17 protein-coding genes are annotated in these 25,498 nt (G+C 48.2%); 9 read left to right on the plus strand and 8 right to left on the minus strand.

Annotated elements, in window-relative coordinates; genetic code table 11:
• Positions 1–88: 88 nt before the first annotated feature.
• Complete coding sequence (gene grpE / locus CBX96_RS01130) at positions 89–700, minus strand: nucleotide exchange factor GrpE (RefSeq protein WP_086902308.1); 612 nt, start codon at positions 698–700, stop codon at positions 89–91.
• 99 nt (positions 701–799) lie between these two features.
• Between grpE and nadK the strand changes: the two genes are divergently transcribed.
• From nadK to CBX96_RS01165, 7 genes are all read left to right on the plus strand, one after another.
• On the plus strand, positions 800–1,678 hold the full coding sequence (gene nadK, locus CBX96_RS01135; protein WP_084789193.1) for an NAD(+) kinase: 879 nt from the start codon (positions 800–802) through the stop codon (positions 1,676–1,678).
• 749 nt (positions 1,679–2,427) lie between these two features.
• Entirely contained in the window at positions 2,428–4,074 is a 1,647-nt protein-coding gene (locus tag CBX96_RS01140) for an L-lactate permease (RefSeq protein ID WP_086902307.1), read from the plus strand.
• 62 nt (positions 4,075–4,136) lie between these two features.
• Positions 4,137–6,941, plus strand: a complete 2,805-nt coding sequence (locus tag CBX96_RS01145; protein ID WP_109285419.1) for an FAD-binding and (Fe-S)-binding domain-containing protein — start codon at positions 4,137–4,139, stop codon at positions 6,939–6,941.
• 303 nt (positions 6,942–7,244) lie between these two features.
• Positions 7,245–7,988: a (Fe-S)-binding protein gene (locus CBX96_RS01150; protein ID WP_011626788.1), complete on the plus strand. Its 744-nt coding sequence runs from the start codon at positions 7,245–7,247 to the stop codon at positions 7,986–7,988.
• A gap of 10 nt (positions 7,989–7,998) precedes the next feature.
• Positions 7,999–9,393: a lactate utilization protein B gene (locus CBX96_RS01155; RefSeq protein ID WP_109285420.1), complete on the plus strand. Its 1,395-nt coding sequence runs from the start codon at positions 7,999–8,001 to the stop codon at positions 9,391–9,393.
• Between the two features lies 1 nt (position 9,394).
• Positions 9,395–9,964 carry an LUD domain-containing protein gene (locus tag CBX96_RS01160; protein WP_109285421.1) on the plus strand — a complete coding sequence of 190 codons (570 nt, stop codon included), beginning with the start codon at positions 9,395–9,397 and terminating at the stop codon, positions 9,962–9,964.
• 445 nt (positions 9,965–10,409) lie between these two features.
• Positions 10,410–11,588 (plus strand): AAA family ATPase, encoded by a 1,179-nt coding sequence (locus CBX96_RS01165; protein WP_109285422.1) that lies wholly within the window; start codon positions 10,410–10,412, stop codon positions 11,586–11,588.
• Positions 11,589–11,857: 269 nt separating this feature from the next.
• On the opposite strand, the gene CBX96_RS01170 is transcribed toward CBX96_RS01165, so the two are convergent.
• From CBX96_RS01170 to CBX96_RS01180, 3 genes are all read right to left on the minus strand, one after another.
• Entirely contained in the window at positions 11,858–12,367 is a 510-nt protein-coding gene (locus CBX96_RS01170; protein WP_023268122.1) for a hypothetical protein, read from the minus strand.
• A 242-nt stretch (positions 12,368–12,609) separates the two neighbouring features.
• Positions 12,610–14,121, minus strand: a complete 1,512-nt coding sequence (locus tag CBX96_RS01175) for a hypothetical protein (RefSeq protein ID WP_109285423.1) — start codon at positions 14,119–14,121, stop codon at positions 12,610–12,612.
• A 228-nt stretch (positions 14,122–14,349) separates the two neighbouring features.
• Positions 14,350–15,702: an MATE family efflux transporter gene (locus CBX96_RS01180; RefSeq protein WP_109285424.1), complete on the minus strand. Its 1,353-nt coding sequence runs from the start codon at positions 15,700–15,702 to the stop codon at positions 14,350–14,352.
• Between the two features lie 422 nt (positions 15,703–16,124).
• Between CBX96_RS01180 and CBX96_RS01185 the strand changes: the two genes are divergently transcribed.
• A complete protein-coding gene (locus CBX96_RS01185) occupies positions 16,125–17,669 on the plus strand; it encodes an MFS transporter (RefSeq protein ID WP_109285425.1) in 1,545 nt (514 codons plus the stop codon).
• 143 nt (positions 17,670–17,812) lie between these two features.
• On the opposite strand, the gene CBX96_RS01190 is transcribed toward CBX96_RS01185, so the two are convergent.
• Positions 17,813–18,334: a DUF3087 domain-containing protein gene (locus CBX96_RS01190; RefSeq protein ID WP_109285426.1), complete on the minus strand. Its 522-nt coding sequence runs from the start codon at positions 18,332–18,334 to the stop codon at positions 17,813–17,815.
• A 336-nt stretch (positions 18,335–18,670) separates the two neighbouring features.
• On the opposite strand from CBX96_RS01190, the gene CBX96_RS01195 reads away from it, so the two are divergent.
• Positions 18,671–19,447, plus strand: coding sequence for an ABC transporter substrate-binding protein (locus CBX96_RS01195; RefSeq protein WP_109285427.1), 777 nt, complete (start codon positions 18,671–18,673; stop codon positions 19,445–19,447).
• Between the two features lie 36 nt (positions 19,448–19,483).
• On the opposite strand, the gene CBX96_RS01200 is transcribed toward CBX96_RS01195, so the two are convergent.
• The 3 genes from CBX96_RS01200 to CBX96_RS01210 all read right to left on the minus strand — a co-directional run bounded on the left by CBX96_RS01200 (position 19,484) and on the right by CBX96_RS01210 (position 25,349).
• The gene (locus CBX96_RS01200; RefSeq protein ID WP_109285428.1) at positions 19,484–20,581 is read right to left on the minus strand and encodes a GTP-binding protein; all 1,098 of its coding nucleotides are present in this window, start codon (positions 20,579–20,581) and stop codon (positions 19,484–19,486) included.
• Between the two features lie 123 nt (positions 20,582–20,704).
• Entirely contained in the window at positions 20,705–22,090 is a 1,386-nt protein-coding gene (locus CBX96_RS01205; protein ID WP_109285429.1) for a DEAD/DEAH box helicase, read from the minus strand.
• Between the two features lie 229 nt (positions 22,091–22,319).
• A complete protein-coding gene (locus tag CBX96_RS01210; RefSeq protein ID WP_109285430.1) occupies positions 22,320–25,349 on the minus strand; it encodes an EAL domain-containing protein in 3,030 nt (1,009 codons plus the stop codon).
• Between the last annotated feature and the right edge of the window lie 149 nt (positions 25,350–25,498).

The raw sequence follows: 25,498 nt of genomic DNA on the forward strand, positions 1-25,498 counted from the left end.
TCACGATTAATGGCAAATAGAAAAACAACAGACAAATAAAAAGGACTGCATCGGCAGTCCTTTTTATTAGTTAGCGCTAAGCGTTAGCTTAGGCTTCAATGTTGATTTCTTGGCTAGGGCCGCCCTGTGACACCATCACCATGGCTGGACGCAGTAAACGGCTGTTTAGCTCATAACCCTTTTGCATCACTAACATCACAGTATTGGCTGGATACTCAGCACTTGGCTGCATACCAATGGCTTGATGTTGGTCAGGATTGAAGGCTTGCCCCTGTGGATCGATAGGTTTTACCCCAAACTTAGCCACGGCGGTTAAGAAGCTCTTTTGCGTGAGCTCAACACCTTCGAACAATGCTTTGGTGGTTTCATCCTGTGGATTAGTACCTTGCAGTGCACGTTCCATATTGTCTAACACTGGCAGTAATTCGTTGGCGAATTTTTCCAATGCAAATTTGTTAGCCTTTTCCACATCCATCGCCGCACGACGACGAATATTGTCTACTTCGGCAGCAGCACGGATAACTGAATCTTTTTGCTCTTCAACTTTCGCCAAAGCGTCAGCGAGTAACTGTTCCAGCTCTTCAATACGGAAATTGGCTTGGGTAAGCTCGTCAATCAGACTCGCTTCTTCGGTAGAAACTTCAGACTCTACACCCTCTTGGATCAGATCCTGTTCTGCTTTAATCGACTCGTTGCTCATTTTCACTCCAGCTAAAAATGCTTTGTTTCTAAATACTCTGGGCATATTATGGGGATCAATTTTGACGTTTCAAGGCCTAAGGCCAGATCTAGCATAAATATGACCACAAAGTTCCACACCATTGGCCTGATTGGCAAGCCACATCACCCAGGGACAAATCAAACCCTCAAACGTCTGCACCACTGGCTGACGGTGCAAGGGTATGAAGTTCTCGTGGAAGAGCGTGTTGCCAGCGAGTTAGGGACCAATATCGTCGCGGTCGATTTATTAGAGATTGGCGCACGCTGCGATTTAGCCATAGTCGTGGGTGGTGATGGCAATATGCTCGGTGCTGCCAGAGTGCTAGCGCGCTTCGATGTGGGCGTGATTGGGGTAAACCGTGGTAATCTCGGCTTTTTAACAGATTTACCGCCCGATGCCTTTGAAGAAGCCCTCGCCAAAGTGCTCGATGGGGAATTTGATACCGAGCACCGCTTTTTACTCGAGGCCGAGGTCTATCGCCATGGCATGTTAAAAGCGAGCAATACTGCCGTTAATGAAGCGGTACTCCATCCGGGTAAAATTGCCCATATGATTGAATTTGAAGTCTATATAGACAATCAATTCATGTACAGCCAACGCGCCGACGGCATGATAGTCTCAACCCCGACGGGATCGACCGCCTATGCCCTGTCGGCAGGTGGCGCTATTCTGACACCGAATTTACAGGCATTAATCCTAGTGCCTATGTTTCCACATACACTGTCGTGTCGCCCCATAGTGGTCGATGCCTGCAGCACCATTAAGATGGTCGTCTCCCCTGAAAATGGCGAAAATCTCGAAGTAAGCTGCGATGGTCACGTGCATTTAGCCGTCTTACCCGGCGATGAAATCATAGTGCGCCGCAGCTCTGAGCAGCTCAGGCTTATCCACCCTAAAGGCCATAATTACTTCCATGTGTTACGCAGTAAGCTCGGTTGGGGCAGTAAGCTGTTTTAAGCCTACATAGTATCGGAGGCATAATGGCCACAACGGCTCGCCATCATTAGTCACTCAGTTAATCTCCACACCAGTTGTTAACAGAATGGTGTGTTGCGGCTGCGCGGCTGTAAACAGCTTTATTAACCGTTATTAAATTTCAGATTAAAACAAAATTCATTAAGTGACATTCATCACGCGAAATTTAGCCATCACTAAAACTTGATCTCGCTCTCATTATTCCCTGCGGTGCTAAACTCAATAAATACCTATTTATTCATTATCTTACTCAATTCAATTTAGCGGAGTGATTTTTACCGCCACATAAAAATGAGACACTGGTCACATCTTAATATTGTCTTAAAAATCCATTAAGTACTCATTAATGAAATAAATGGATCAGTTAATTGCAATACTGATAGCTAATTTAGCAGATATCTCGATTTTTATAACCTTAAGGAATATAAATCAGTGAAACATCCCATTATCGAAATATAAAAAACCACCTTCGAGTGACATGGATCACAGTTAGAAAAATCCTCTGAGAGAAGCCTCCCGCAGCACTGTAAATTAGCATTTTATACAGCAGTCAAAATGATCTAGATCATATTAGTTAAGCCCCGAATAGCGTCTAGTACACACCACAGAATGTTGTGACTCTTGGCATTGGCAGTTGAAACTGCTGATTTACCCGCCGAGGGTTAAACAGGAAAACACTAGCAAGATCCAAATATAAATAATAAGACAGACCACTTTATGTAGAGGCAAGCATGACAATACTTCAACTCCTCGCCAGCTTGACGCCAGTAATCAGTGTAATGATCTTTCTCGTATTACTCAGAATGCCAGCGTCCAAAGCTATGCCCATCTCCATGATAGTTACGGCGCTTGCCGCCGTGTTTATTTGGCAAATGGATACCACACTGTTAGCCGCATCGGTTCTCGAAGGACTGCTGTCAGCCATCACCCCCTTAACCATCATCTTCGGCGCGGTATTCCTGCTTAACACCCTGAAATACTCTGGGGCCATGGATACCATTCGCGCGGGTTTCACTAACATCAGTGCCGATGCCCGTGTGCAAGTGATTATTATCTGTTGGTTATTCGGTGCCTTTATCGAAGGGAGCGCGGGCTTTGGTACACCTGCCGCGATTGGTGCGCCGCTGCTGGTATTGCTGGGGGTTCCGCCCGTTGCCGCCGCCGTTGTGGCGCTGATTGCCGACTCGGCCTGCGTATCCTTCGGTGCGATTGGTTTACCCGTGCTGTTTGGTATGGAACAAGGCTTAACCCAAGGTGGTGTGAGCATGGCTGCGGCGCAAATTGCCGAGCACGGTGGCACTTATCCTGACTTTGCCCAGTTCATTGCGATGCATATGATCACTATCGACTTAATCACAGGTACCTTAATCCCGCTGGTGATGGTGTCGATTCTGACGGGCTTCTTCGGCCGTAATAAGTCATTTAAAGAAGGCTTAGCCATTTGGAAGTTTGCGATTTTCGCCGGCCTTGCCTTTACCGTGCCCGCTTGGATTATCAACTATATTGCTGGCCCTGAGTTCCCATCCGTGATTGGTTCTCTCATCGGTATGGCGATGGTTATCCCTGTTGCCCGTAAGGGTTACTTATTGCCAAAAACGCCTTGGAATGATTTTGCCGAAAATGATAACCAAGAAGAAAGCGCAAAAATTGAGACCACCACTAAGTTCTCCCAAATCGCCGCTTGGACACCTTATATCATCATGGCAGCGCTATTAGTGTTATCACGTACGGTTGCACCACTTAAAGCCTGGTTATCGGGTTTCAACATCAGCTGGACTGGTTTATTGGGGACTGAACTTAAAGCCAGCTTTGCGACCCTGTACGCACCAGGCGCCTTCTTCGTGGCCGTGTGTATCTTAGGTTTCTTCCTGTTCAAGATGAAAAGCCCTGCGATTAAGCAATCTATCGGCGTGTCATGCAAGTCGATGTTACCGACTATCATCTCATTAGGCGCATCCGTGCCTATGGTGAAAATCTTCTTAAACTCTGGTGCAAACGGTGCGGGTCTCGCGTCTATGCCTGTTGCCTTAGCCGACATGCTGGCCCATTCTATGGGCGCTGTGTGGGCATGGATGGCACCGATTGTGGGGATCTTCGGCGCCTTCCTTTCAGGCTCGGCCACCTTCTCCAACATGATGTTCTCCGGCCTACAATACAGTGTGGCCGACAACATTGGCATGAACCACGCGCTAGTATTAGCACTGCAAGGCATCGGCGCGAACGCCGGTAACATGATGTGTGTGATGAACGTAGTGGCCGCCGCGACCGTTGTAGGTATGGCGGGTAGAGAATCAGAAATCATTCGTAAAACTATGCCTGTGGCGATTGGCTATGCGCTACTTGCAGGCACCATCGCAACTCTTTGGGGTGGCTTCTAAGCCAATCTAAACCTAAGGCCGCTTGGCGGCCTTAGTCATTTTTAGCGTTGAGAGAGTAACTTATGTCTATTAATTATGACGCTGTTTATAAAGAGCTTATTCAACAACTCGGTGAGTCAGCCGTCTCAAATGACCCTGTGCGCCGCTTTGCGTGGTCAACTGACGCCAGTTATTTCCGTATCGTGCCTGAAATTGTGGTCCACGCAGATAACCTCGAACAGGCCAAACAAACCTTAGCCATCGCCCGTGCCCATAAAGTGCCAGTAACCTTCCGTGCGGCGGGGACCAGTCTATCGGGCCAAGCCATTGGCGAAGGGATTTTATTGATCTTGGGCCACGACGGTTTTAGAACCATTGAAATCAGTTCCGACAGCAATAAGATCACCTTAGGCGCGGCGGTGATTGGTGCCGATGCCAACGCGGCGCTCAAGCCTCTCAATAAGAAAATCGGTCCCGATCCGGCGACCCTTGCCTCGGCCATGGTCGGTGGTATTGTGTCTAACAACGCCTCGGGTATGTGCTGTGGTACGGCGCAAAACAGTTACCAAACCATCGCCTCGGCTAAACTGCTGTTTGCCGATGGTACAGAACTCAACACGGGTTGCGATAAGTCTAAGGCCGCCTTCACCCAAAGCCACGGCGAGTTGCTCGACTCACTGACCTCTCTGGCTAAATTGACCCGCAGCAATGACGTGCTCGCGCAGCGTATTCGCAAAAAATACTCCATCAAAAACACCACGGGCTATAGCATCAATGCTCTAGTGGATTTTGAAGACCCGTTCGATCTGATTAACCACTTGATCGTCGGCGCCGAAGGCACCTTAGCCTTTGTCGAAGAAGTCACTTACCACACGGTCGATGAAGCCAAATTTAAAGCCTCGGCCATGGCGGTATTTTTCAATATGGTGGATGCGGCGAGTGCCATTCCACCGATTATTGGCGATAGCGTTGCCGCCGCCGAATTACTCGACTGGGCATCTATCAAGGCCGTCACAGGCAAAAAAGGCATGCCAGATTGGCTCAATGAACTGCCAGAAGGCGCAGCCATCCTGTTGATTGAGTCCCGCGCTAACGATGCCCAAACCTTAGAAAGCTATACCCAAGATGTGATTGCCAAACTCGCGCACATCAAAACCGAGCGTCCAATTAGCTTTAGTAGCGACGCCAATGTGTACAGCAAATACTGGGCAATGCGCTCTGGCCTGTTCCCGATTATTGGTGGCGAGCGACCAAAAGGCAGCTCAGTCATCATCGAAGACGTGGCCTTTAACGTCGAACATTTAGCCGCGGCCGCCGCCGATTTAACCGAGCTTTTCCATAAGCACGGCTATCCCGAGGGTGTGATTTACGGCCATGCGCTGGCGGGTAACTTCCACTTTATTATCACCCCGACCTTCGCCTCCCAAGCCGACATCGAGCGCTTCCAAGGCTTTATGCAGGATGTGGCCGAGATGGTGATCCATAAATACGATGGTTCGATGAAGGCCGAGCACGGCACTGGCCGCGCCGTTGCACCTTTCGTTGAAATGGAATGGGGCGCCGATGCTTACACCCTCATGAAACGCATCAAGCATATCTTCGACCCAGAAGGCCTGCTCAACCCCGGCGTTATCTTAAACGACGACAGCACAGTGCACGTGAAAAACATCAAGCCTTGCCCTGTGGTCGATGATTTTGTCGATAAATGTATCGAATGTGGTTTCTGCGAAAAGACCTGCCCGACTTCGGCGCTAAACTTCTCGCCACGCCAACGTATCGCCACCCTGCGTGAAATCGAGCGCTTAGAGCAATCTGGCGATAAAGCCGCCGCCGATAAAATGCGTGCCGATGCCAAGTATGATGTGATTGATACCTGCGCGGCTTGTCAGCTCTGTACAATTGCCTGCCCAGTCGATAACAGCATGGGTCAGTTAGTCCGTAAGCTACGCACACCCTATATCAGCACCACAGAGCAAAAAGTGTTGGATTTCCAAGCCAAACACTTTGGCGCCGTCAACCAAGTGATCAGCACTGGCTTTGATGTACTTGGGGTTATCCATAAAATCACCGGCGATGGTATCACCAACGCGCTGATGAAAACCGGCCGCTTACTCTCTAAAGAAGTGCCCTATTGGAATCCAGACTTCCCGAAAGGTGGCAAACTGCCTAAACCATCCCCAGCTAAAGCAGGGCAAGAAACCGTGGTTTACTTCCCAGCCTGTGGTGGCCGTACCTTTGGCCCAACACCTAAGGATCCCGATAATCGCACCTTGCCAGAGGTGGTTGTTACCCTGCTCGAACGTGCGGGCTATAACGTTATTACACCAGAGAAGACCCGCGATTTATGCTGCGGCCAAATGTGGGAATCTAAGGGCGACTTTAAAAACGCCGACGCCAAACGCCAAGAGCTTATCGATGTGGTCAGCAAGATGAGTAATGGCGGCAAAATCCCGGTATTAGTCGATGCCTTGTCTTGTACCTATCGCACCCTCACGGGTAACCCTCAGGTGCAAATCACTGACCTTGTTGAGTTTATGCACGACAAGCTGCTGGACAAATTGACCATCAACAAAAAGGTCAATGTGGCCCTGCACTTAGGTTGTAGTGCACGCAAGATGAAGTTAGAGCCTAAGATGCAAGCGATTGCCGATGCTTGTTCGAGCCAAGTGCTCAAACCTGCGGGCATTGACTGCTGTGGTTACGCCGGTGAAAAAGGCCTGTATAAGCCAGAAATCAACGCCAGAGCCCTGCGTAATATTAAAAAGCTCATTCCTGTCGAGATTAAGGAAGGCTATTACGCCAACCGTATGTGCGAGGTCGGCTTAACGCAGCACAGTGGCATTTCCTATCGCCACTTAGCGTATCTGCTCGAAGAGTGCAGCCGCTAAAACGCAGAATAAACGGGGCTTAAAATAGCCCCGTTTTTCTATCAGAAGAAAACTATTCTCATTTATCGTTAAACACTATTAACCAGCGAGGTAAGTCACAAAACAAAAATCACATTTAATAGATTAAAATCAACATATTAAAATATTCTCATTTTTGCAAAAATCAACAAGATCATTTACTAAATTAGCGCTACTTATTTACTTACGATAAGCCTATATTTGATCAACTACCTTAGCATTTGTGTGGACTTTGGGGTCACAATGCAAGGCAATGTCGTTCACTAACAAGAAAGAGAAAGCACAATGAAAATCGCCCTTTTCATCCCGTGTCTTGTTAACCAAATGATGCCAGATGTCGCAATCGCAACACTGGAATTACTGGAAAAACTCGGACACCAAGTGATTCTACCCGCAGGCCAAACTTGCTGTGGCCAACCTATGACCAACTCGGGTTGCTTTGATGCAGCACGCAGTACTACCTTGAAATTACTTAATGCTTTCAAGGGTGTGGAATGTGATGCCATTGTTTGCCCTGCTGCCTCTTGTTTAGTGGCCGCCAAAGAAAACTTCCACGAGTTTGATAACAGCCCAGAAGCACAAGCCGTTATCGACAAACTCTATGAGCTGACCGAGTTCCTCCACGATGTCGCTCCAATCCCAGCGTTCAACAAACCTTTTGCCCATAAGATCAGCCTGCAACTGAGCTGTCACGGCATTCGTATGCTCAGCCTTGCCACGCCAAGCGAGCAAATGGGCCCGCGATTCAACAAAGTTGAAGCCGTGCTCGCCAATATCGCCGGAATCGACATTGTCTATCCAGACCGCCGCGATGAATGCTGTGGCTTTGGTGGTACTTTTGCCGTTGATGAAGGCGCCGTATCCGCCAAGATGGGTAAAGACAAGGCCCAAGCCCACGCGGCAACAGGCGCGCAATATGTGGTTGGCTTCGACCCTTCATGCCTATTACACCTCGATGGCATGATCCGCAGACAACAATTGCCAATTGAAATTCGTCACATAGCGCAAGTGCTTAACGCCGCGCTCTAGGAGACCCACTATGGCATATCAACATAATCACGAGGCAACGGGTTCACAGGTTCATGCCCACAAGGCCGATATTTTCTGCCGTGATGAAACCCGTGTTGACTGGCACTCAAAAGCCCTTTGGGTGCTGCGCGAAAAACGTGACCGCGCCGCAGGCAGCTTACCCGAGTGGGAACAACTGCGTCAGTTAGGCTCCGAAATCAAACTGCATACCTTAACCAACCTTGCACAATACCTTGAAACCTTTGAGCAAAACTGTCTTGCAAACGGTATCAAAGTGCACTGGGCAAAAGATGGCGCCGAGCACAACCGTATCGTGCACGACATTTTAGCTAGCCATAAAGTGAAGAAGTTAGTTAAGTCTAAGTCCATGCTTACCGAGGAATGTCACCTCAATCCTTACTTAGAGCAACACGGGATTGAAGTTATCGACACCGACTTGGGCGAGCGTATTATTCAGCTGGCGAAAATGCCGCCTTCGCACATTGTGGTGCCCGCCATCCACATGAAGAAAGAAGAAGTGGGCGATCTGTTCCATGACAAATTAGGCACTAAAGCAGGCGAGTCCGATCCACTCTATTTGACCCGCGCCGCCCGTGCTCACCTGCGTGAGCAGTTCCTCAGCGCCGATGCCGCCATGACAGGGGTAAATATGGCGATTGCCGATAAGGGCGCCGTGGTGGTGTGCACCAACGAAGGTAACGCCGATATGGGCGCTAACCTGCCCAAGTTGCAGTTGCATTCAATGGGGATCGACAAAATTGTCCCCGATATCGACAGCGCCGCCGTGTTACTGCGCACCCTAGCGCGTAACGCGACCGGTCAACCGGTGACGACCTACAGCGCCTTCTACCGTGGACCACAGGTCGATGGAGAGATGCATGTAATCATCGTCGACAATGGCCGCACCGAGATGATGAAGGATAAAATCCTTGCCGAATCATTGAAATGTATTCGCTGCGGCGGTTGTTTAAATACTTGTCCTGTGTATCGCCGCTCTGGTGGTTACAGCTACAACTACACTATTCCCGGCCCGATTGGGATTGCCGTAGGTGCTAAGCATGACGATACCAACTCCATCGCTTGGGCTTGTACCCTGTGTGGTAGCTGTACCTATGTCTGCCCGACCAAGGTGCCGCTCGATAAGATTATTTTCCACCACAGGCGCCTTAAGGCCGAAACCGGACAACTCCCTTACGGCAAAAACAGTTATATGCCATTAGTGGGTAAATTTATGGCAAGCACGACCATGCTCAATTGCTCAATGGGCGCAGCCCGAACTGCACTGCGCATTCTGCCCGGTAGTCTGCTCAAGCCATTTAGTGGCGCCTGGGGTAAATACCGTGAACTGCCCGTCGCCCCCAACTCCAGCTTCGAAGCTTGGTTTAAGAAACACAGGAGCCTATAAGATGTCTAGTAAGCACGAAATTCTCAATGCGCTCAAACTGTCGGCTTTAACAAACCATCCAATGCCAAGCATCGATGTCGCCCCGAGGGTAGAAGATCTGGTTGGCCAGTTTGAAACCAATCTTAAAACAGTGGCGGGTACACTTCACCGCGAAGGCGGTCTTGCGGCACTGCAAACCAAGGTGGATGAGCTTCTCGCCCAAGGCTTACAAGTCATCTCACTCGTTGAAGGCATCACAGCAAACCGTGATGTGCCACCCACAGCCCATGAACTTAGGGATATCGATTATGCGGTGATCCCTGGGGATGTTGGTGTTGCCGAAAATGGTGCCATTTGGGTAAACAATAAGAACTTAGGCCACAGAGTAACGCCTTTTATCTGTGAAAACCTGATCTTAGCCCTGCCAACCAATAAGATTGTGCCAAACATGCACCAAGCGGCAAAAGACATCACGCTAGCCTCAGGTGAGTTTGGTGTGTTTATCGCAGGCCCCTCAAAAACCGCCGATATCGAGCAAGCCTTAGTCGTCGGTGCCCACGGTGCCTGTAGCTTGAACGTGTATTTGCTGTAATGCCTCAAGATTTAATGTAACCAAGAAAACGCAAAGGTTACGGGACAATCGAAACAAGAAAGCCGACCTTCATTGGCGGCTTTCTTATTTAAAATTTAGCATGACGATATTTGAACAATTTGATTTATAAGGCTTAATCATCTAAAGGTACAGGCTTGCCATGGCCTTCGCTCGCCGACTAGGTGAATAGAGCAATCTAGGATTTTTAAGCTTATGAACGAGAGTCATGGTCGTTATCACGTATCCCTGCATTGCACGACATTCAGGCGCCTACTCTTTGATAAGCGCCGCAGCCAAAGCAATAGCTAGTGATAAGTAAGGGATCTTTATCAAGTCGCTTTAACCAAGTGCGATAGCGCAATACTGAGGATGCCTTGCGAGTATCCTCGACGTGGCTGGTCGTATTCTCGACTATCTATTTGGCATTTATAGTAAAGGTGAGTAAATGAACGAGGTATTACTACAAATAAAGGCGCTCACCAATAGTGATCCTTTGTTGACGGCTGTCATTGTCGGAGTATTAACATTTACGTTAATTGGACTCGTAGGCTACATACTAAAAGATGTTCCCGCGAAACTGTTTAGTTGGCTCAGTAGCCTGCTATTTGTGCGGCTCACTATAGACGATAGCCATCAGGCACGCACAGAGATATTCAATAAGCTGTCCTTTTTGATCAGTAATACTACCATTCCGTTTTTTTCACGCTCTATCTCTGAGGCTGTGTACTTTGACTATGATGTGAACTACGACGGGCGTGTCAGTGTTAAGTCTATTGGCTACGGTATGCACCTGTTTAAATACGATGGCTGTTTTATGTTGGCAACCCGCACTAAGGTCGATAGTACGATGGCATACGATTCTATTACTGTAAGCGCACCATGGTGGGCAAAAGATAAACTTCATCGTTTTTTAGAAGTTACTCGTGGAGACATCTCTACTGAGCCAAAAGTGAATATTTTCGAAGAAACCGAATGGTGTCGCTATGGCACATTGAAATCATCGGGGTTTAGTGACTTAGTGCTAGATGAAGGGTTTAAGCAGGAGTTGATGAGGGAAGTTGATAACTTCGCAAGTCGGGGAAAATCGGTTGTCAGTAAGCTAACCATACTGCTACATGGAAAAACGGGCACGGGTAAGACGGGTATCGCGAGGGCCTTAGCGGTTGAGTATCATCGCGATCTATACATATTAAATCTATCGACTGTCAATGATGCCACTATTCATAAAGCAATTAGAAAGGTAGCGCCCGGAGCGATGTTGTTAATAGAGGACTGTGATTGTGTAAAGGCTACGGTATCACGTGCAGCTGAAAGCAATGTCGACAACCCACCACTCACTTTAGGTGGCGTATTAAACGCGTTAGACGGGATCATTCCTCTTGATGACTGCCTAGTCATCATGACCACAAATCATCTTGATCATCTTGACCCAGCCTTGATACGTAAAGGTCGTGTCGATGTCAGTATGGAAGTACCACTGATCAGTGCAAAGCAAGTTAATGAGGACTACTTTGAGCGTTTTGGCGCAGTGCTGAATAGAACTGAGCCATTGTTAGGTTGTGAAGTCTATGAACTCCATCGCAGAGCGAAGTTAAGATATGGCCGTGTCCATCATTCTATGTGATTTCAGTAAAAATCTGGCCATCCATTTTAGATCAACAACATATGCACTTTTGGTTTGTCTACAACTTGTACGTGTTAAATGAGAGTAATCAAAAGTTAAAGGGCGAAAGCTGAGGCATAAATTTGAGCTAACGCATTAAAATATTGGTGTATTTAAAACATATTAACCCAATAACACAAATGGGCAGTGTTGGTTTAGATAAACAGGATTACTGTGAGTTGCAGGACATGACATCCCATGTTGAGATTGGCCAGTCAATAATTGATTTTTTATTTTTTATAAGGGAACAACCAAGTGTTCTTGGGCGTTTTTATATTTGGGTTAACTAACCGCAATGCATCGTATAGTTCGCTTCGCTTATATGGATAGTTAGGGCTCAATAATACTGATGAACCATTACTCATTTTCACTAAAATAAGGCTAGCGTTTGATCCTATATCTGTGCTGTGCTCAATTTCAATAATATCTTGTGGATTTACGCTAAACGTCCATTCTTTAAAAGTAGGGTGAAATGAGCTGAACTCGGAGTTTGTCAGCTTGATATAAAATTTAGCAGGATGAGTAAGCAACCACGCTACTAGCGATAACAGGGCAAGCTCAGAAACCACAACAATATATTTTGCGTAATACAAAAACTCGTTATAAAAAGGATTACTTTTGGGAATCAATATCAAAAAAAGCCAGAAGATAACGGGCAAAAAAAGCATATTGAAAGCGAGAATTTTGGCTTGTTGTTTTCTGTTTCTTTCATAATAGAAAAATGTGCGTGTGATATTCATATAATTAACGCCTAGATTCAGTGCGACAATCACCGCAGTTGGTTGACGTAATCACCCGCACCTTCTGCTGGCGATTTTAAATCAACAACATAATGCACTTTCAATTTTCATACAACACGCTCAGATTAAAATGGTTTATTAAACGATCGGTTGGGTAAATTGCGTATATAAAAAATGGCAGAGAAAATTTCTTCTCCGCCATTTTTATGAAAAAACTCAATCTATGTTTCTACAACAAGCCGCTACATAAAGGCCTTAGTAAAAGCTTCCTTCGATTGGCGAATATAATTGCGTGCACTTTGGGCATGTTGCTCCCAAACCGCCCTATCGCTGGGGTCAGTGAAGGGGTTTTGCTCGGCGGCAATAGAGCGCTCGAAGCGATCGTAGAAGGTTAACATCGCTGAGGTGATTTGATTAAAACGCTCTTTAAATTCCTGAAACTCATCCATTTTTTCAGTCGTTTTAATCATGTACTGCACTAGCTCAGCATTACTATTAGAGGCAAGTAATGCTTCGGCCTTGGCGCTGATATTGGCATTCACGTCGGCCATGATTTGCGCTCGAGTCTGCTCATCTTTACTCATGACCTTACTGTAATTTTCGGGTGTACGGGCTATGCTGGCGTGTTGCAGATAGCTACGCAGATGCTTATCTAAATCCTTACGGAAAGCATCTAAGTTCTTCTGCATACTCACTAAATCGTTATCGAGCGCCGTAACCTGTTGCAGCTCTTTTTCGATCTCAGACATAAAGCGTTCGGCTTGCTGATAAATCTTAAGGCCGTTTTCCTCGGCAAACTTTTTATCACTGCGGCTTAAGTCGCTGTTGTCATAGTTTGAGCGGTCAAAGGTGGCCGCGAGGAAGGATTTAAAGGGTTCGGCAAATGCCGAATAAGCGCCCGCACTCACCACATTTAAAGTGGCGGTGGCTAAGTCACCAAAGGGTTTGACCATAGAGCCTAAACGCGCCTGTTGGATCGGCGATGCCACCCGCTTAGCATCGGTTAAGACCGACCTAAAGGTGTTATAACCCAATGGGTTAGACATTTTGTTACGCTCAGAGGTCGCCAACACAAAGGTGATGCTCGAGTAAATCGCATTGGAATATTCGAGGTACTGTCTTTGGCTTTCGAGCTGAGCGGCGTAGTTTTTACCTAGGGTTCTAAAGGATTCGGCCTGAACCTCGTAGTTTTTGTCTTCTTTAAGCTTATCTAAAATGCCGCCAATGATTTTTTGCTCGTTCTTTTGCAGCGCAATATCGAGGCGAATTTTATCTAGGGTTAAGTCATCCAAACTAATGGGGCCATTAATGGCTTCGATATCGAGGCGAATGTATTGGCGGCTCGGATCGTCAATCGACACCCTGTGGGCCAAATATTCGGTAGTTGCTGGGGTGATATCAATCAGCGCCACATGCTGCCACTGGGCATCCAGTTTTAATACCGGTGATGTGAGTACATTAATCCGATATTGGGTTTGGATATTTTGGGTCTTGACCCAGAACTCCAATAGGCCCGCTTCGGAGACAGGGAATTTACTGACAATACTGCTATTGCCTTCGGCACATAACAATGCGCTCTCACCACTGTGGGGCTCTGCGCCCTCAAATTGGCAGCCCATGATCCAAGACCAAGGTTGGGATAAGCGGTTACCCTCAAAATCGCTAGCAAACACTAGCTCATTATCCTTGGCACTGGCATTAACACTGGTTAACACGCCAAACAACAGCATAGAGATGACTGCAGCGGTGCGCATAAGAGCCTCATAAAACATAAATAACAAACGACGAGCCTGAAAAGGCCCAGAATTCTATCCTATCCGCACGCTTTTACCGTCAGTAGGCAGCCGTATTTTAGTGATAAAAAACATGCTAAAAACTGCGCTAAATTTAAGCTGGGATTAAACCAGCGAAATGTAACAGAGCGCATGCCGACACGCCAGTACTAAGTCGGTTTCAAAGGTAAAGATAATGCGTAAACAACATCAGACTTTAGCGTTCACTTGGAGCCGCCCCATCGCGATAAACATCCAAATCACCAGCATAGTGCTACAGGTCGCGAGCGACACCCACACGCCAATCACGCCAAAGGCCCAGGCAAAACAATAGATAATGGCCGCGATAAGCAGCAGTTTCGCCCCTGTGAGTATCGATGCCTGCTTAGAACAATTAATCGCTTGGAAGAAACTGGCGCCCACAAGAATCAAGCCTTCCATAGGTAAGCCCCAGAAATACCAGCGCATTCCTTCAATCGCGACCGGCGTTAAGCTTGGGTTGTCACCGGCAAACAGGTACACCAACCATTCGGGGCGGGAATAAATCAACACTAAGCCAAGTGCGGCGGTGAGTAGGGTCATGCCAAAGGCGATATTGCGTGCCTGCTTAACCCTGTCGAAGCGCCCTGCCCCCGCATTAAAGCTGTAAATCGGCTGAGTACCGAGGGCAATGCCTTCAAAAATCAGATAGAAAAACGCTTCGGTGTAACTCACAACCCCGTATGCCGCCACATGCAGAGGACCACCGACCCATAAAAATGCGGTGTTATGCAGGGTCAATACAATCGACAAATACAGGTTCATCAAAAAGCTTGGCAGGCCAACACGGGCAATATTGAGGCAGTTGTCGAGCTTTAGCTTCATCTGCTCAAGATTGATTTTGAGCTGTGTGCGCGCCCCAAAGAAATGCTGCAGGCAGAGTAAACCAGTCACGGCCTGGGACAACATGGTGGCAATCGCCGCCCCGGCCAAGCCGAAGGGAAACACCACAATAAACAGCCAATCTAAAAAGGTGTTCAGCACACCACCTAAAATCAGCACAAAGGTCACCATAGACGGACGACCATCGTTACGCAGCAAGGTGGTAAATGCCATTGAAATAATAGGGAAATGACATAAAGCAAAATACCAGAACAAGTATTCGTTAGCGTTTTCGAGTATCTCTCCCTCGGCGCCGAGGGCAATTAAAATATCCCGAGAAAAGATCCCGCCCACTAAGGCAAAAAATGCCCCTGCCAGTAAACACAAGCTAAAGGCGTTGCCGAGCAACTTACGCGCCTTGGCGACATTACCTTGCCCTAAGTTAATCGAGACTAACGCCGCGCTGCCCATGCCTATCATGGCGCCAACTGCATAGAGAATCGCGCCCACGGGATAGGCCAACATCATGCCCGCCAATCCAGTTTCACCGAGATAATGGCCAACGAAGATACCATCAATGGTGACATACACCCCAGTCACCAGCATGGAGGCGATCGTTGGAATGGTGTAGCGCCAAAAAAGCTTTGAAATCGGCTCTTGCAGCAGGCGTTGGTCCGTTGCGGCAGCGGAAATAGCAGTCATAACCTAATCTCACAAAAATAAAGGCGGGCGGGCGCGCACTCAGCTTGTTCTGGCGGTATTACACAGAGAAATAATGGATGAACAAAAATGCGGCAGTGGATTGTACCTAAATTTTACCTTAATACCAATCGCGTTTAACGGGATAAACTTGTAACAAAAACTAATCAGCACAATACTTTACTGCTAGCACATATTTATTCCGTGATTGCAACAAGCAAGCATCACTTAATAACAGATGTGGTGAAAGTCATCATTTTTCACTACTTTTTTGGTATTTAACCCTTAATTAGGTAAAGTGTAGGCTTAAATTGCCCGAAATCGGTTAATTATTACGGCGTTATTTGCCCAAGCAATTGCGTTAACCATTTAATTAATAATGAATTAGTGAAATTAAATTCAATAACAATAATAAAGGGAAGGACATGAGTCACAGCAGTCCAAATGCAGAGAATGATCTGCGCGAAGTCAAGCAGTTAGGCATGTGGGCCTCGATCACTAGCCTAAGTTATATTTTTTGGTTAGTGGGCGGTATGGAGCTGGTCGAGCGTATCGCCTATTACGGTGTCAAAGCCAGTGCGGGCTTATACGCCAAAGCCCCCGAGTCGGCGGGCGGTCTGGGGATAAGCCTCAGCGACTATGGCATCATTATCTCGCTCTGGGCCATTATGCAGACCTTTGTGCCCGTGTTTACTGGCGGGATTTCCGATAGGGTTGGTTACAAGGAAACGATTTTCGGCTCAACCGTGATTAAAATCATGGGCTACCTGACCATGGCGTTTTTCCCCACCTTTTGGGGCTTCTTATCGGGGGCACTGTTACTCGCCATCGGCACTGGGATATTTAAACCCGGTATTCAAGGCACCTTAGTACTCTCCACCAATCGCAATAATACCTCCATGGCCTGGGGGATATTTTACCAAGTCGTGAATATCGGTGGTTTCTTAGGCCCATTGGTTGCCGTGCATATGCGCCAGCTTTCTTGGGATAATGTGTTTTATGCCTGCGCCGCGATTATCTCGTTAAACTTCTTGTTCCTATTGACGTATACCGAGCCGGGTAAGGCCGAGCGCGTTGCTCGCAATCAACAAATTAAATCCGGCGAAGTTAAGCAAGAAGCGCTCTGGCGCGACGCTTGGCATGAGCTTAAAAAGCCTATCGTGATTTATTACATGTTAGTGTTTGCCGGCTTTTGGTTCTTGTATAACTCCCTATTCGACGTGCTGCCGATCCACATCTCCGAGTGGGTCGATACCAGCGTGATTGTCACTAGTCTGTTTGGCAGCGAAGGTACCAGTAACGGCATTTTACAATTCTGGCTAGGGTTAAATAACGAAGGCACTAAGGTGATGCCAGAAGGCATGCTGAACCTCAACGCCGGCCTGATTATGACCAGCTGCTTTTTAATTGCCGCCCTAACTGCCAAATACCGCATCACCACAGCGATGCTGATTGGCTGTTTACTCAGTATCTTGGCCTTTGTATTTATCGGCGCCTTTCATGCCGCTTGGTTTATCGTGTTCGCCATTGCCATGTTCTCCATCGGCGAGATGATGATAAGCCCAAAGAAGAACGAGTTTATGGGTAACATTGCCCCCGAAGGTAAAAAAGCCATGTACCTTGGTTTTGTGATGCTGCCGCAAGGGATTGGTTGGGGCTTAGAAGGCTATTTTGGCCCTAAACTCTATGAGATTTTTGCCTCGAAAGAGTTGTTTTCACGCGAGTTATTACTCGAGCGTGGCATGAACTCAGCGGATGTGAATGCCATCCCGCAAGGGGAAGCCTTTACCACCTTAGTCAGCTTTACTGGCGAAAACGCCCATGATCTGACTCAGCTGCTCTACCACAGCCACAATATCGGTATGGCTTGGTATATTATCGCCGCGATCGGCACCATTTCGGCTGTAGGGATTTATATCTATGGTAAGTGGTTACTGTCGCTGCAACGGGCGCAGCAAGCCGCGCACTAATGGATTGAGGTCTTTAGGGGCGCAATATGAGGCATAAGATCTCGCTCCAATAGGCTTATGTAAAAAGTGAGTTCTAAAAAGTGAGTCCTAAAAAAGTGAGTGTACATGCACTCACTTTTTTATTGGATGTTTGACCGAAACCATTAAAAGCCTGCTAACAGTGTTACCTCAAACTGTTCTGCTGACAGAGTTAAACCCAAGGCATCACATTGTGCTTGCAGCTCAGAGAGTTCCTTATCGACGGACGATAAAGTTAAAGTATTATCATCCAGCAGGTAAACCTGTCGTAAACTGGTGAAGTAAAACAGCATTGTAATCAGGGCGTTTATATCATTATTCGCCGCCGCAGCTCGGATTTTATTCAACTTTCGATAAATGCGATTTTGCAGTTGCTTTAACTGCCACACATAATAAATTTCCTTAAAAAAGGGCTGAGTCTTAAGCTGATACACTATGGCGCTACTGAGTAATACCGCCAAAATCACCCCGAGTAGATTCCAATGGAAATTCCCCGTTGGCTCACCGGGCACAGCCTCGACACCAAAGAGTGCGATAAGTCCAGCACCAAACCCGAGGGAGCTGATTATCAACCCCAAGACTAAAACCACCATAAACAGGTTCATATTACTGCGGTAAACCGTTTTATCGACTTGCTGTAACTTCATTTGCTCACTTCTTATCGAAAAATACCCATTGGCGGCGCAGCATACCTCAGATTGCTTGAATCTGCCTGAATATCCGCGTCTTCATCTATAGCCACCCTAGCAAGATACAAATTGAAACAGGTATAGCCAGATAAGCAAAATAAGTAAAACATCCATAAATTTAGCCGCTTATCGTCCATTTAAAGAAACACTCTTATCCCGTATAGTCACTTTGCAAACTGCGAGTAAGCATAAAAATCGGTGTACAATTTGCCAGTATTGAGGAAAAAGAACATTTACCTAATAACTACCTCGAAATTGAACTAAATTCCTATAGTCGTCATAAAGGAACCGTCAATGGCATGTAAAAGAGTGCTTATCGCTTGCAGCCTTTTTATCCTCTCGAGCCTGTGCCCACCCGCACAGGCGGAGGAGCTGCTTGCCGTCGGTACCTCGTTTAGCCAGATTTTTGAACAAAACGCCAAGGGCGAATACAACGGCTTAGCTGTGGATATTCTGAATCGCTTTGCCGAACGCCAAAAAGTGACGATTCACTATCAACTTGCACCCTGGCGCCGCGCCCAATCTATGGTCGAACGAGGGCAAGCGGATATCCTAATTGGCCCCTACATTTCAGAAGCTCGTCAGAAAGTCTTAGCCTTTTCGTCCCTCGCCTTTTACCGTGACGACATTGTCTTTTACGCCAGACCCCATCATCCCACGCCTTGGGATGGCAATTACGCCAGTATCCGTGGCCTAAGAATTGGTAAAATGCAGGGTTGGAGTTACGGCTATCTGTTTAACGAGCGCACTAAGTCGCTCACCATCAATGAATTTGCCGATCTTAAGAGTGGTATAGAGCGCTTATCCCGTGGGGATCTCGATCTGCTCGCCAGCAATGTCCGCAACACTGAGTCGCTACTGGCACAAATCAAGCTTCCACAGGCCATCATGCCACTTTCGCCCGCGATTGATACTCAAGATGGCTTTATGGCTTTTCCAAAATACGCCCAATTTCAGCCGCTTCTGGAGAGTTTCGATCTGTTTCTGCAGGACATGGTGCAAAGTGGTGAATTAGCAAACCTCGCTAAGGCGAGGGGCGTGTCTATCCCCGATACTATGCTGACCGAGTAGCACGCGCCCCACTGAAGATGAAATGGCGCACTTAGCCTAGCGCGCTAAACACCCCAACAAACCTTGCTCAATCTCATCCCAATTGAGCGCTTGGGTCGCGATCATTTCTAAGCGTGAATCTAGGCTATCGTCCAGCTCAGTCACCGCCATATCGCCATCACTCCAATTGATCCCAGCAATGCCATCGCTGGTGATCATCACAGCTTTTAGCCGCAAAAGTGCAGAATGGCCTTGAGTCTGTGCCGAGATAAACTGCATGAGTTTATCGAAATCAAACTCTTGCATTGGCTCAATAACCCAGCCGCAGCTATAGCAGCCTTCACCCTGATTGTGCTTACGCACTAGGCCGCGCGCATCGAATTGAAATGTTTGCTCGCTCACGCCCTCGGCAAAAACGCCCTGTAGTCCTAAGCTGTCGCGGCTATTACGCAAAAGACTTACGGATGTTGTCACGGGTCGAAAAGCGGCGGATTTGCCATTCGATGCTTTTTGACGCCGTGGCTGTCTAAGGCCGTCGAGCAAGGCTTCGGATAATCCCTTTGTCGCACTGTGTTCAATCACACGGGTATCACTCAGCTGTAACTCATTCAAATATTGGCTTAAGTCGTCCGCCAAGTGCCCGCCCTCTGCCGCTTCAAACTCGGGGTATAAATCGGTTTTCGTGGTGACTATCATATCGGCGACGTGCAACTGCTGGATAAAATTGTCGTGCCCACGGTAGCGTTCATCCCGTAATTTGCGGGCATCGATAAGGCATAAAGTGCTCTGCAAACTAATGACATTTTGATAATGGGGCGCACTGAGCACTTTGATAATCTCGTTGGGATGCCCAAGCCCCGTCGGCTCAATCAGCAATCTGTCGGGCTTAGCACGGGCGATCAGTTGATTAATGGCCACTTGAGTCGGCACACCTGCGGCGCAGCACATGCAGCCACCCGCCACCTCACGAATTTGCACGCCGCTGTCGCTAGCATCCATCAACCCAGCATCAATCCCCACTTCGCCAAACTCATTCACTAATACTGCCCAGGTTTCGCCTTCGGGCCTGGTCTTAAGTAGCTGTTTAATAAGGCTAGTTTTACCTACGCCTAAAAAACCTGTGATGATATTAGTGGGAATGGCTTTGATTATCATGGACGACACTCTCATGGCAACGAACAGAATTGAGGGCACTCGAGTGTAGGGATTATCCCTTTAAAGCTCAACAAAAAGCGCGCCAATGGCGCGCTGATAAATGGATAAACCGATACAGAGGGATTATTTACCCTTTTGAGTATTCGGCTTATTTTTAGCGTATTTACCTTCACGGGCTGGCGATTTACGCGCCCGCGCTTGGCTTTCGCTCGATTGACCGAATCCGGCGTTGCCACCAAAGCCACCCTTGCCCCTCGCACCATTAGCTTTAGTGCCATTGGCGCCCGCGCCTTTAGCCCCCGTATTGCGACTGCTCTTGTAATTCCATTTAGCGGTCTTAGTGGTTGCCGTCGGCGCCTCACGGTAACGCGCAGGCAGCGGTGTGCCTTCCTCGTAACCGGGCTGTACCGTCACTGGCAGAGTTTGGCCAATCAAGGCCTCAATCTCAGCCAGCATCTCATCATCTGCTGGAGACACAAATGATATCGCGCGGCCCGAGAGCCCCGCACGGCCGGTGCGGCCAATACGGTGAACATAGTCTTCCGCAAGGAATGGCAATTCGAGGTTAATCACTAAGGGCAGCGCCTGAATATCTAAGCCACGCGCCGCCACATCGGTCGCCACTAGCACTCGCAATTTGCCCGCTTTAAAATCATCGAGCACGCGATTACGCGCGCCTTGGGTTTTATCGCCGTGGAACACGCCCGCGCTGATCCCATCGAGGGTGAGTTCCTGCAATAGATGTTCGGCGCATTCCTTGGTGCTGGCAAACACCAGCACCTGACGCCAATTGTTGCGCCCGACAAGCTCTGACAATAATTCGGCCTTACGGCGTTTATCGACTCGATAGACCAGCTGCTCAACCGTAGATGCCGTGGTATTTTCGGCCACATTGACCCACTCGGGTTGATTGAGCATCTTATGGGAAAGCTGCTTGACCGCATCGCTGTAGGTGGCTGAAAACAACATGGTTTGATGCTCAGTGGCGATAAGGCGTTTTACCTTTTCAATGTCGCGCACAAAGCCTAAATCGAGCATGCGGTCCGCTTCGTCGATCACTAAGGTGGTCACACTCGAGAGATCTAAATGGAACTGGCCAATAATGTCGAAGAGTCGCCCCGGCGTCGCCACCAGGATATCCACGCCCTGCTCCACCCCTTTACGCTGCGGATTCATGTTCGCGCCGCCATAAACGGCTAAGGTTTTCAGGGGTAAAAACTGACTGTATTTCTGAATGTTAGCGCAAACTTGAATTGCCAGTTCCCGGGTCGGCGTCATCACCAGCGCCCTAAGCAAAGGCTTATCATTTGGCTGCTTTGACAGTTGCTCAAGCAGGGGTAAGGCAAAGGATGCGGTTTTGCCCGTGCCCGTTTGGGCGCAGGCCATAATGTCTTTTCCTTCGAGCGCGAGGGGGATAACCTGCTGCTGCACTTGCGTGAGCTGCTGATAGCCACACTCAGCTATCGCATTCAAAATAGGGGAAGATAAGCCGAGTGTGTCAAATTTCATAAAAGCTCTTTTTGTGAGTGCGAAGTGTTAATGCAAAACCGATAAATGCAGCTTGGTTCCATAAAGTGCGACGTCGTTAGCAGGCTTTATCAAGCACTACTCTGATTAACTGCCATTCGAATCAGCCGCCATATGCCCTTTACGGGGCCGCGGAGTCTAGCAAAATTTGCGGCGCATTTATAGGCAAAAGATAGGCATAAACTCAAGGCTGCGTTCACGCTATGCTCGCCTAAGCCTCTTTCACCAAATGCTGACGCGCAAATTCGCTGGCACTCACAGGCTTAGAAAATAAATAGCCTTGACCATAGTCGCAGCCCGCATTGAGCAGCACTTGGCGCTGCGCCTCGGTTTCGACCCCTTCGGCGATCACTTTCATCCCGAGTTTATGGGCCATAACGATAATCGCCTCGCACAGGGTCTGGTCGCTTTCATCCGTGTCGATATTGCGGGTAAAAGATTGATCGATTTTTAAATAATCGATATCGAACTTCTTCAAATACGCCAAGGAGGAATAACCCGTACCAAAGTCGTCCAAGGAGACTTGTACGCCCGCGTCCCGATAGGCCAAGAGTTTTTCGGTCACGCCCATACTGGCATCGAGAAGTAACCCTTCGGTGATCTCGACGCACACCCCTGTGCCTGTCACATCCAATTCCTGCAGTAACTCGAGCCAATTGTGCAGCAACGTGCCTTCATCGCGAAACTGGATCGGGGATTTGTTGACGCTGATTTGAATTTCAACCCCCAGAGTCTTACGCCACTGAGCGCTTTGGCGCGCCGCCTGCTCAAAGACCCAGTTGCCAATCTCGACAATCAGTCCAGTATCTTCGGCAACCGGAATAAATTCCGCAGGGGACACATAACCCCGCTCAGGATGGAACCAACGCAATAGCGCTTCGGCCTTAAGCACCTCGCCCGTGGTCATAGTCACTATCGGCTGGTAGTGCAGTTCAAATTCTTTATTCAACACGGCTTGGCGCAAATCTTGGATTAAGCGCATCCGATATTTGGCGTATTCCTGCATCGAAGGGGTGAAATAATTAAAACGATTGCGGCCCTGATCTTTCGCCGCATACATGGCCTGATCCGCATGTTTGAGTAAGCCTTCAATGCTGGTCGCATCATCGGGATAAAGGGTGATCCCAATACTGGCGCTGATATAGGCGGTTTCTTCCCCCAGCACATAGGGCTCGGCAATGCGGCGTAAAATGTGTTCGGCGACCCGCTCAATGCCCTTGTGATCCTCCATGGCGCTCAGCACCACAGTAAACTCATCCCCTCCGAGGCGAGCCACCACATCGGTATCCCGCACACAGGATTTTAAGCGACTGGCGGTTTCAATCAGCAATAGATCCCCCATGGCATGGCCAAGGGTGTCGTTCACTTCTTTAAAGTAATCCAGATCGAGGAACATCAAGGCAAAGTGATTGCGATTGCGATCGGCACTCTTGATTTCGGCGCCCAAATATTCGAGCAACATGCGCCGATTCGGTAGGCCCGTGAGCGTGTCGTAGTTAGCCTGTTTCCAGATCAAATGCTCGCTCTGTTTTTTATCTGTGATATCGGAAAACAGCGCCACACGGCGATAGGGTTGACCATCTTTATCGTTAATGGTGTTGATGGTCAGCCAAATAACGTACTCTTCGTTGTTCTTACGTCGCTGGCGCATTTCGCCCTGCCACTCGCCTTTTTCGCGAATTTCATTATTCATCTCGGTATAAAAGCCGTGACCGTTGAGGTCGCAGTAGAGCATGCGAATATGCTGGCCGCGAATTTCTGACTCGCTGTAACCCGTAATCGCGGTAAACGCGGCGTTGACCGTGATGATAATACCGGTTTCATCGAGCACGCTCATGGCCTCTGAGCTGTTGTCATACACCAGTGCCGACAGCTTTAAGGATTCTTCAATAAGCTTGGCCTCGGTGATGTCCGTATAGGTACCACACATCCTTAAGGCATTGTTATTAGCATCGCGGCTCACCACTTTGCCCGTATCTAAAATCCAGCGAATATCGCGGTTGAGGGTTTTTAAGCGATATTCCATCTTATGCTGCGGCGTTTCTCCGCGAATATGGGCCTCGATGGAGTGCAGCACCTTGGGCCTGTCTTCGGCGACAATCGAGTCCATCCATTGGCGGCTATTGGCATTGAGCATGTCGATATCGCAACCTAGGATATCGGCGCTGCGGGCGTTACGCTCGATATGGTCATTACGGATATCCCAGTCCCAAACGCCCAAATCGCTACTGCTTAACACCAATTCAAGTTGCTCACGACTGGCGAGCACTTCCCTATCGGCTAGAGTCTGTGCTGTGACATCCAAATAACCCGCAATCACCAATAACACCTGATGGTTCGCGCGCTTACAGGCGACCGTCATATGGGTATACACAATCGAATTATCTTTGGCGATAAAGCGTTTATCCATCTCATAGTTATCAATCTTGCCCGCGAGCATGAGTTCAAACTTGACGATATCAGCCTCGACATCATCGGGATGGGTGAGCTGTTTCCAGGTCATATGCAGCAACTCATCCTCTGAGTATTTCAGCATCTGGCAAAGCCTTGGATTCACCTTCATCCACTTTTGGTCAACGCCGGTAATAGCGATCCCTATATTGCCGACGTTAAATTGGCTGCGGAATAAAAAATCATCCTGCAAACGGATCTGCTCGTCACGTTCCAGCTCAAAACGGCGGGACAGCAAACGGCTCAGTAGCCAAGTCGCGAGGGGATAAATGGTTAGCACAGGCAGCATGATTTTTTGCAGTACGGGAATGGCAACCTTATCCGGCAGCAAAAAGAACCACAGCAACATAACGATATGTACAACAAAAGCAAAACTGAAGATTTCTCTGCCCGAGATATTGGCAAGGTAAGATTTACGCTGTTGACGCCAGAGCACGCCAATCAAGCCCGAGGACATAATTACGCCTAACCCCACCCACATGGCGGCGCCGCCAATACTGTAACGATAAATTCCAGTGATAATCACCGCCACCGCAGTAGGCAAGCCACCAAAAAAGAGACCGGTAACACATAAGAGTACTGAGCGAGTATCGAAGATAATGCCGGGTTCGTACATCCATGGGGTACTCATAATCGTGACGCCTATGCCACCTATGAGTAATCCGATCCCCAGACGCCACAGCAGAAAATACTGCCGCTGATGCTTTTTAGGAATCGCATCGTACAAAAATACCAAGGCGAGCAGTAACGCCGCATTTTGTACTAAGGGTAAGAAAATGCTTTTATCCATGGATGTGGAAGCAACTCCAAAATGAGGGAACGGATTATCTTACGAAAACTCTCCCTCACAAGTGTAGCAGAATTGCTTACAAATCATGATCTAATTACAGTGCCTTGCCGACAAAATCTTGCCTTGGCAAGCGGCCAAAATCCCGTGCA

It is taken from the genome of Shewanella sp. BC20 (genome assembly GCF_003129585.1).
GTDB lineage: Bacteria > Pseudomonadota > Gammaproteobacteria > Enterobacterales > Shewanellaceae > Shewanella > Shewanella seohaensis.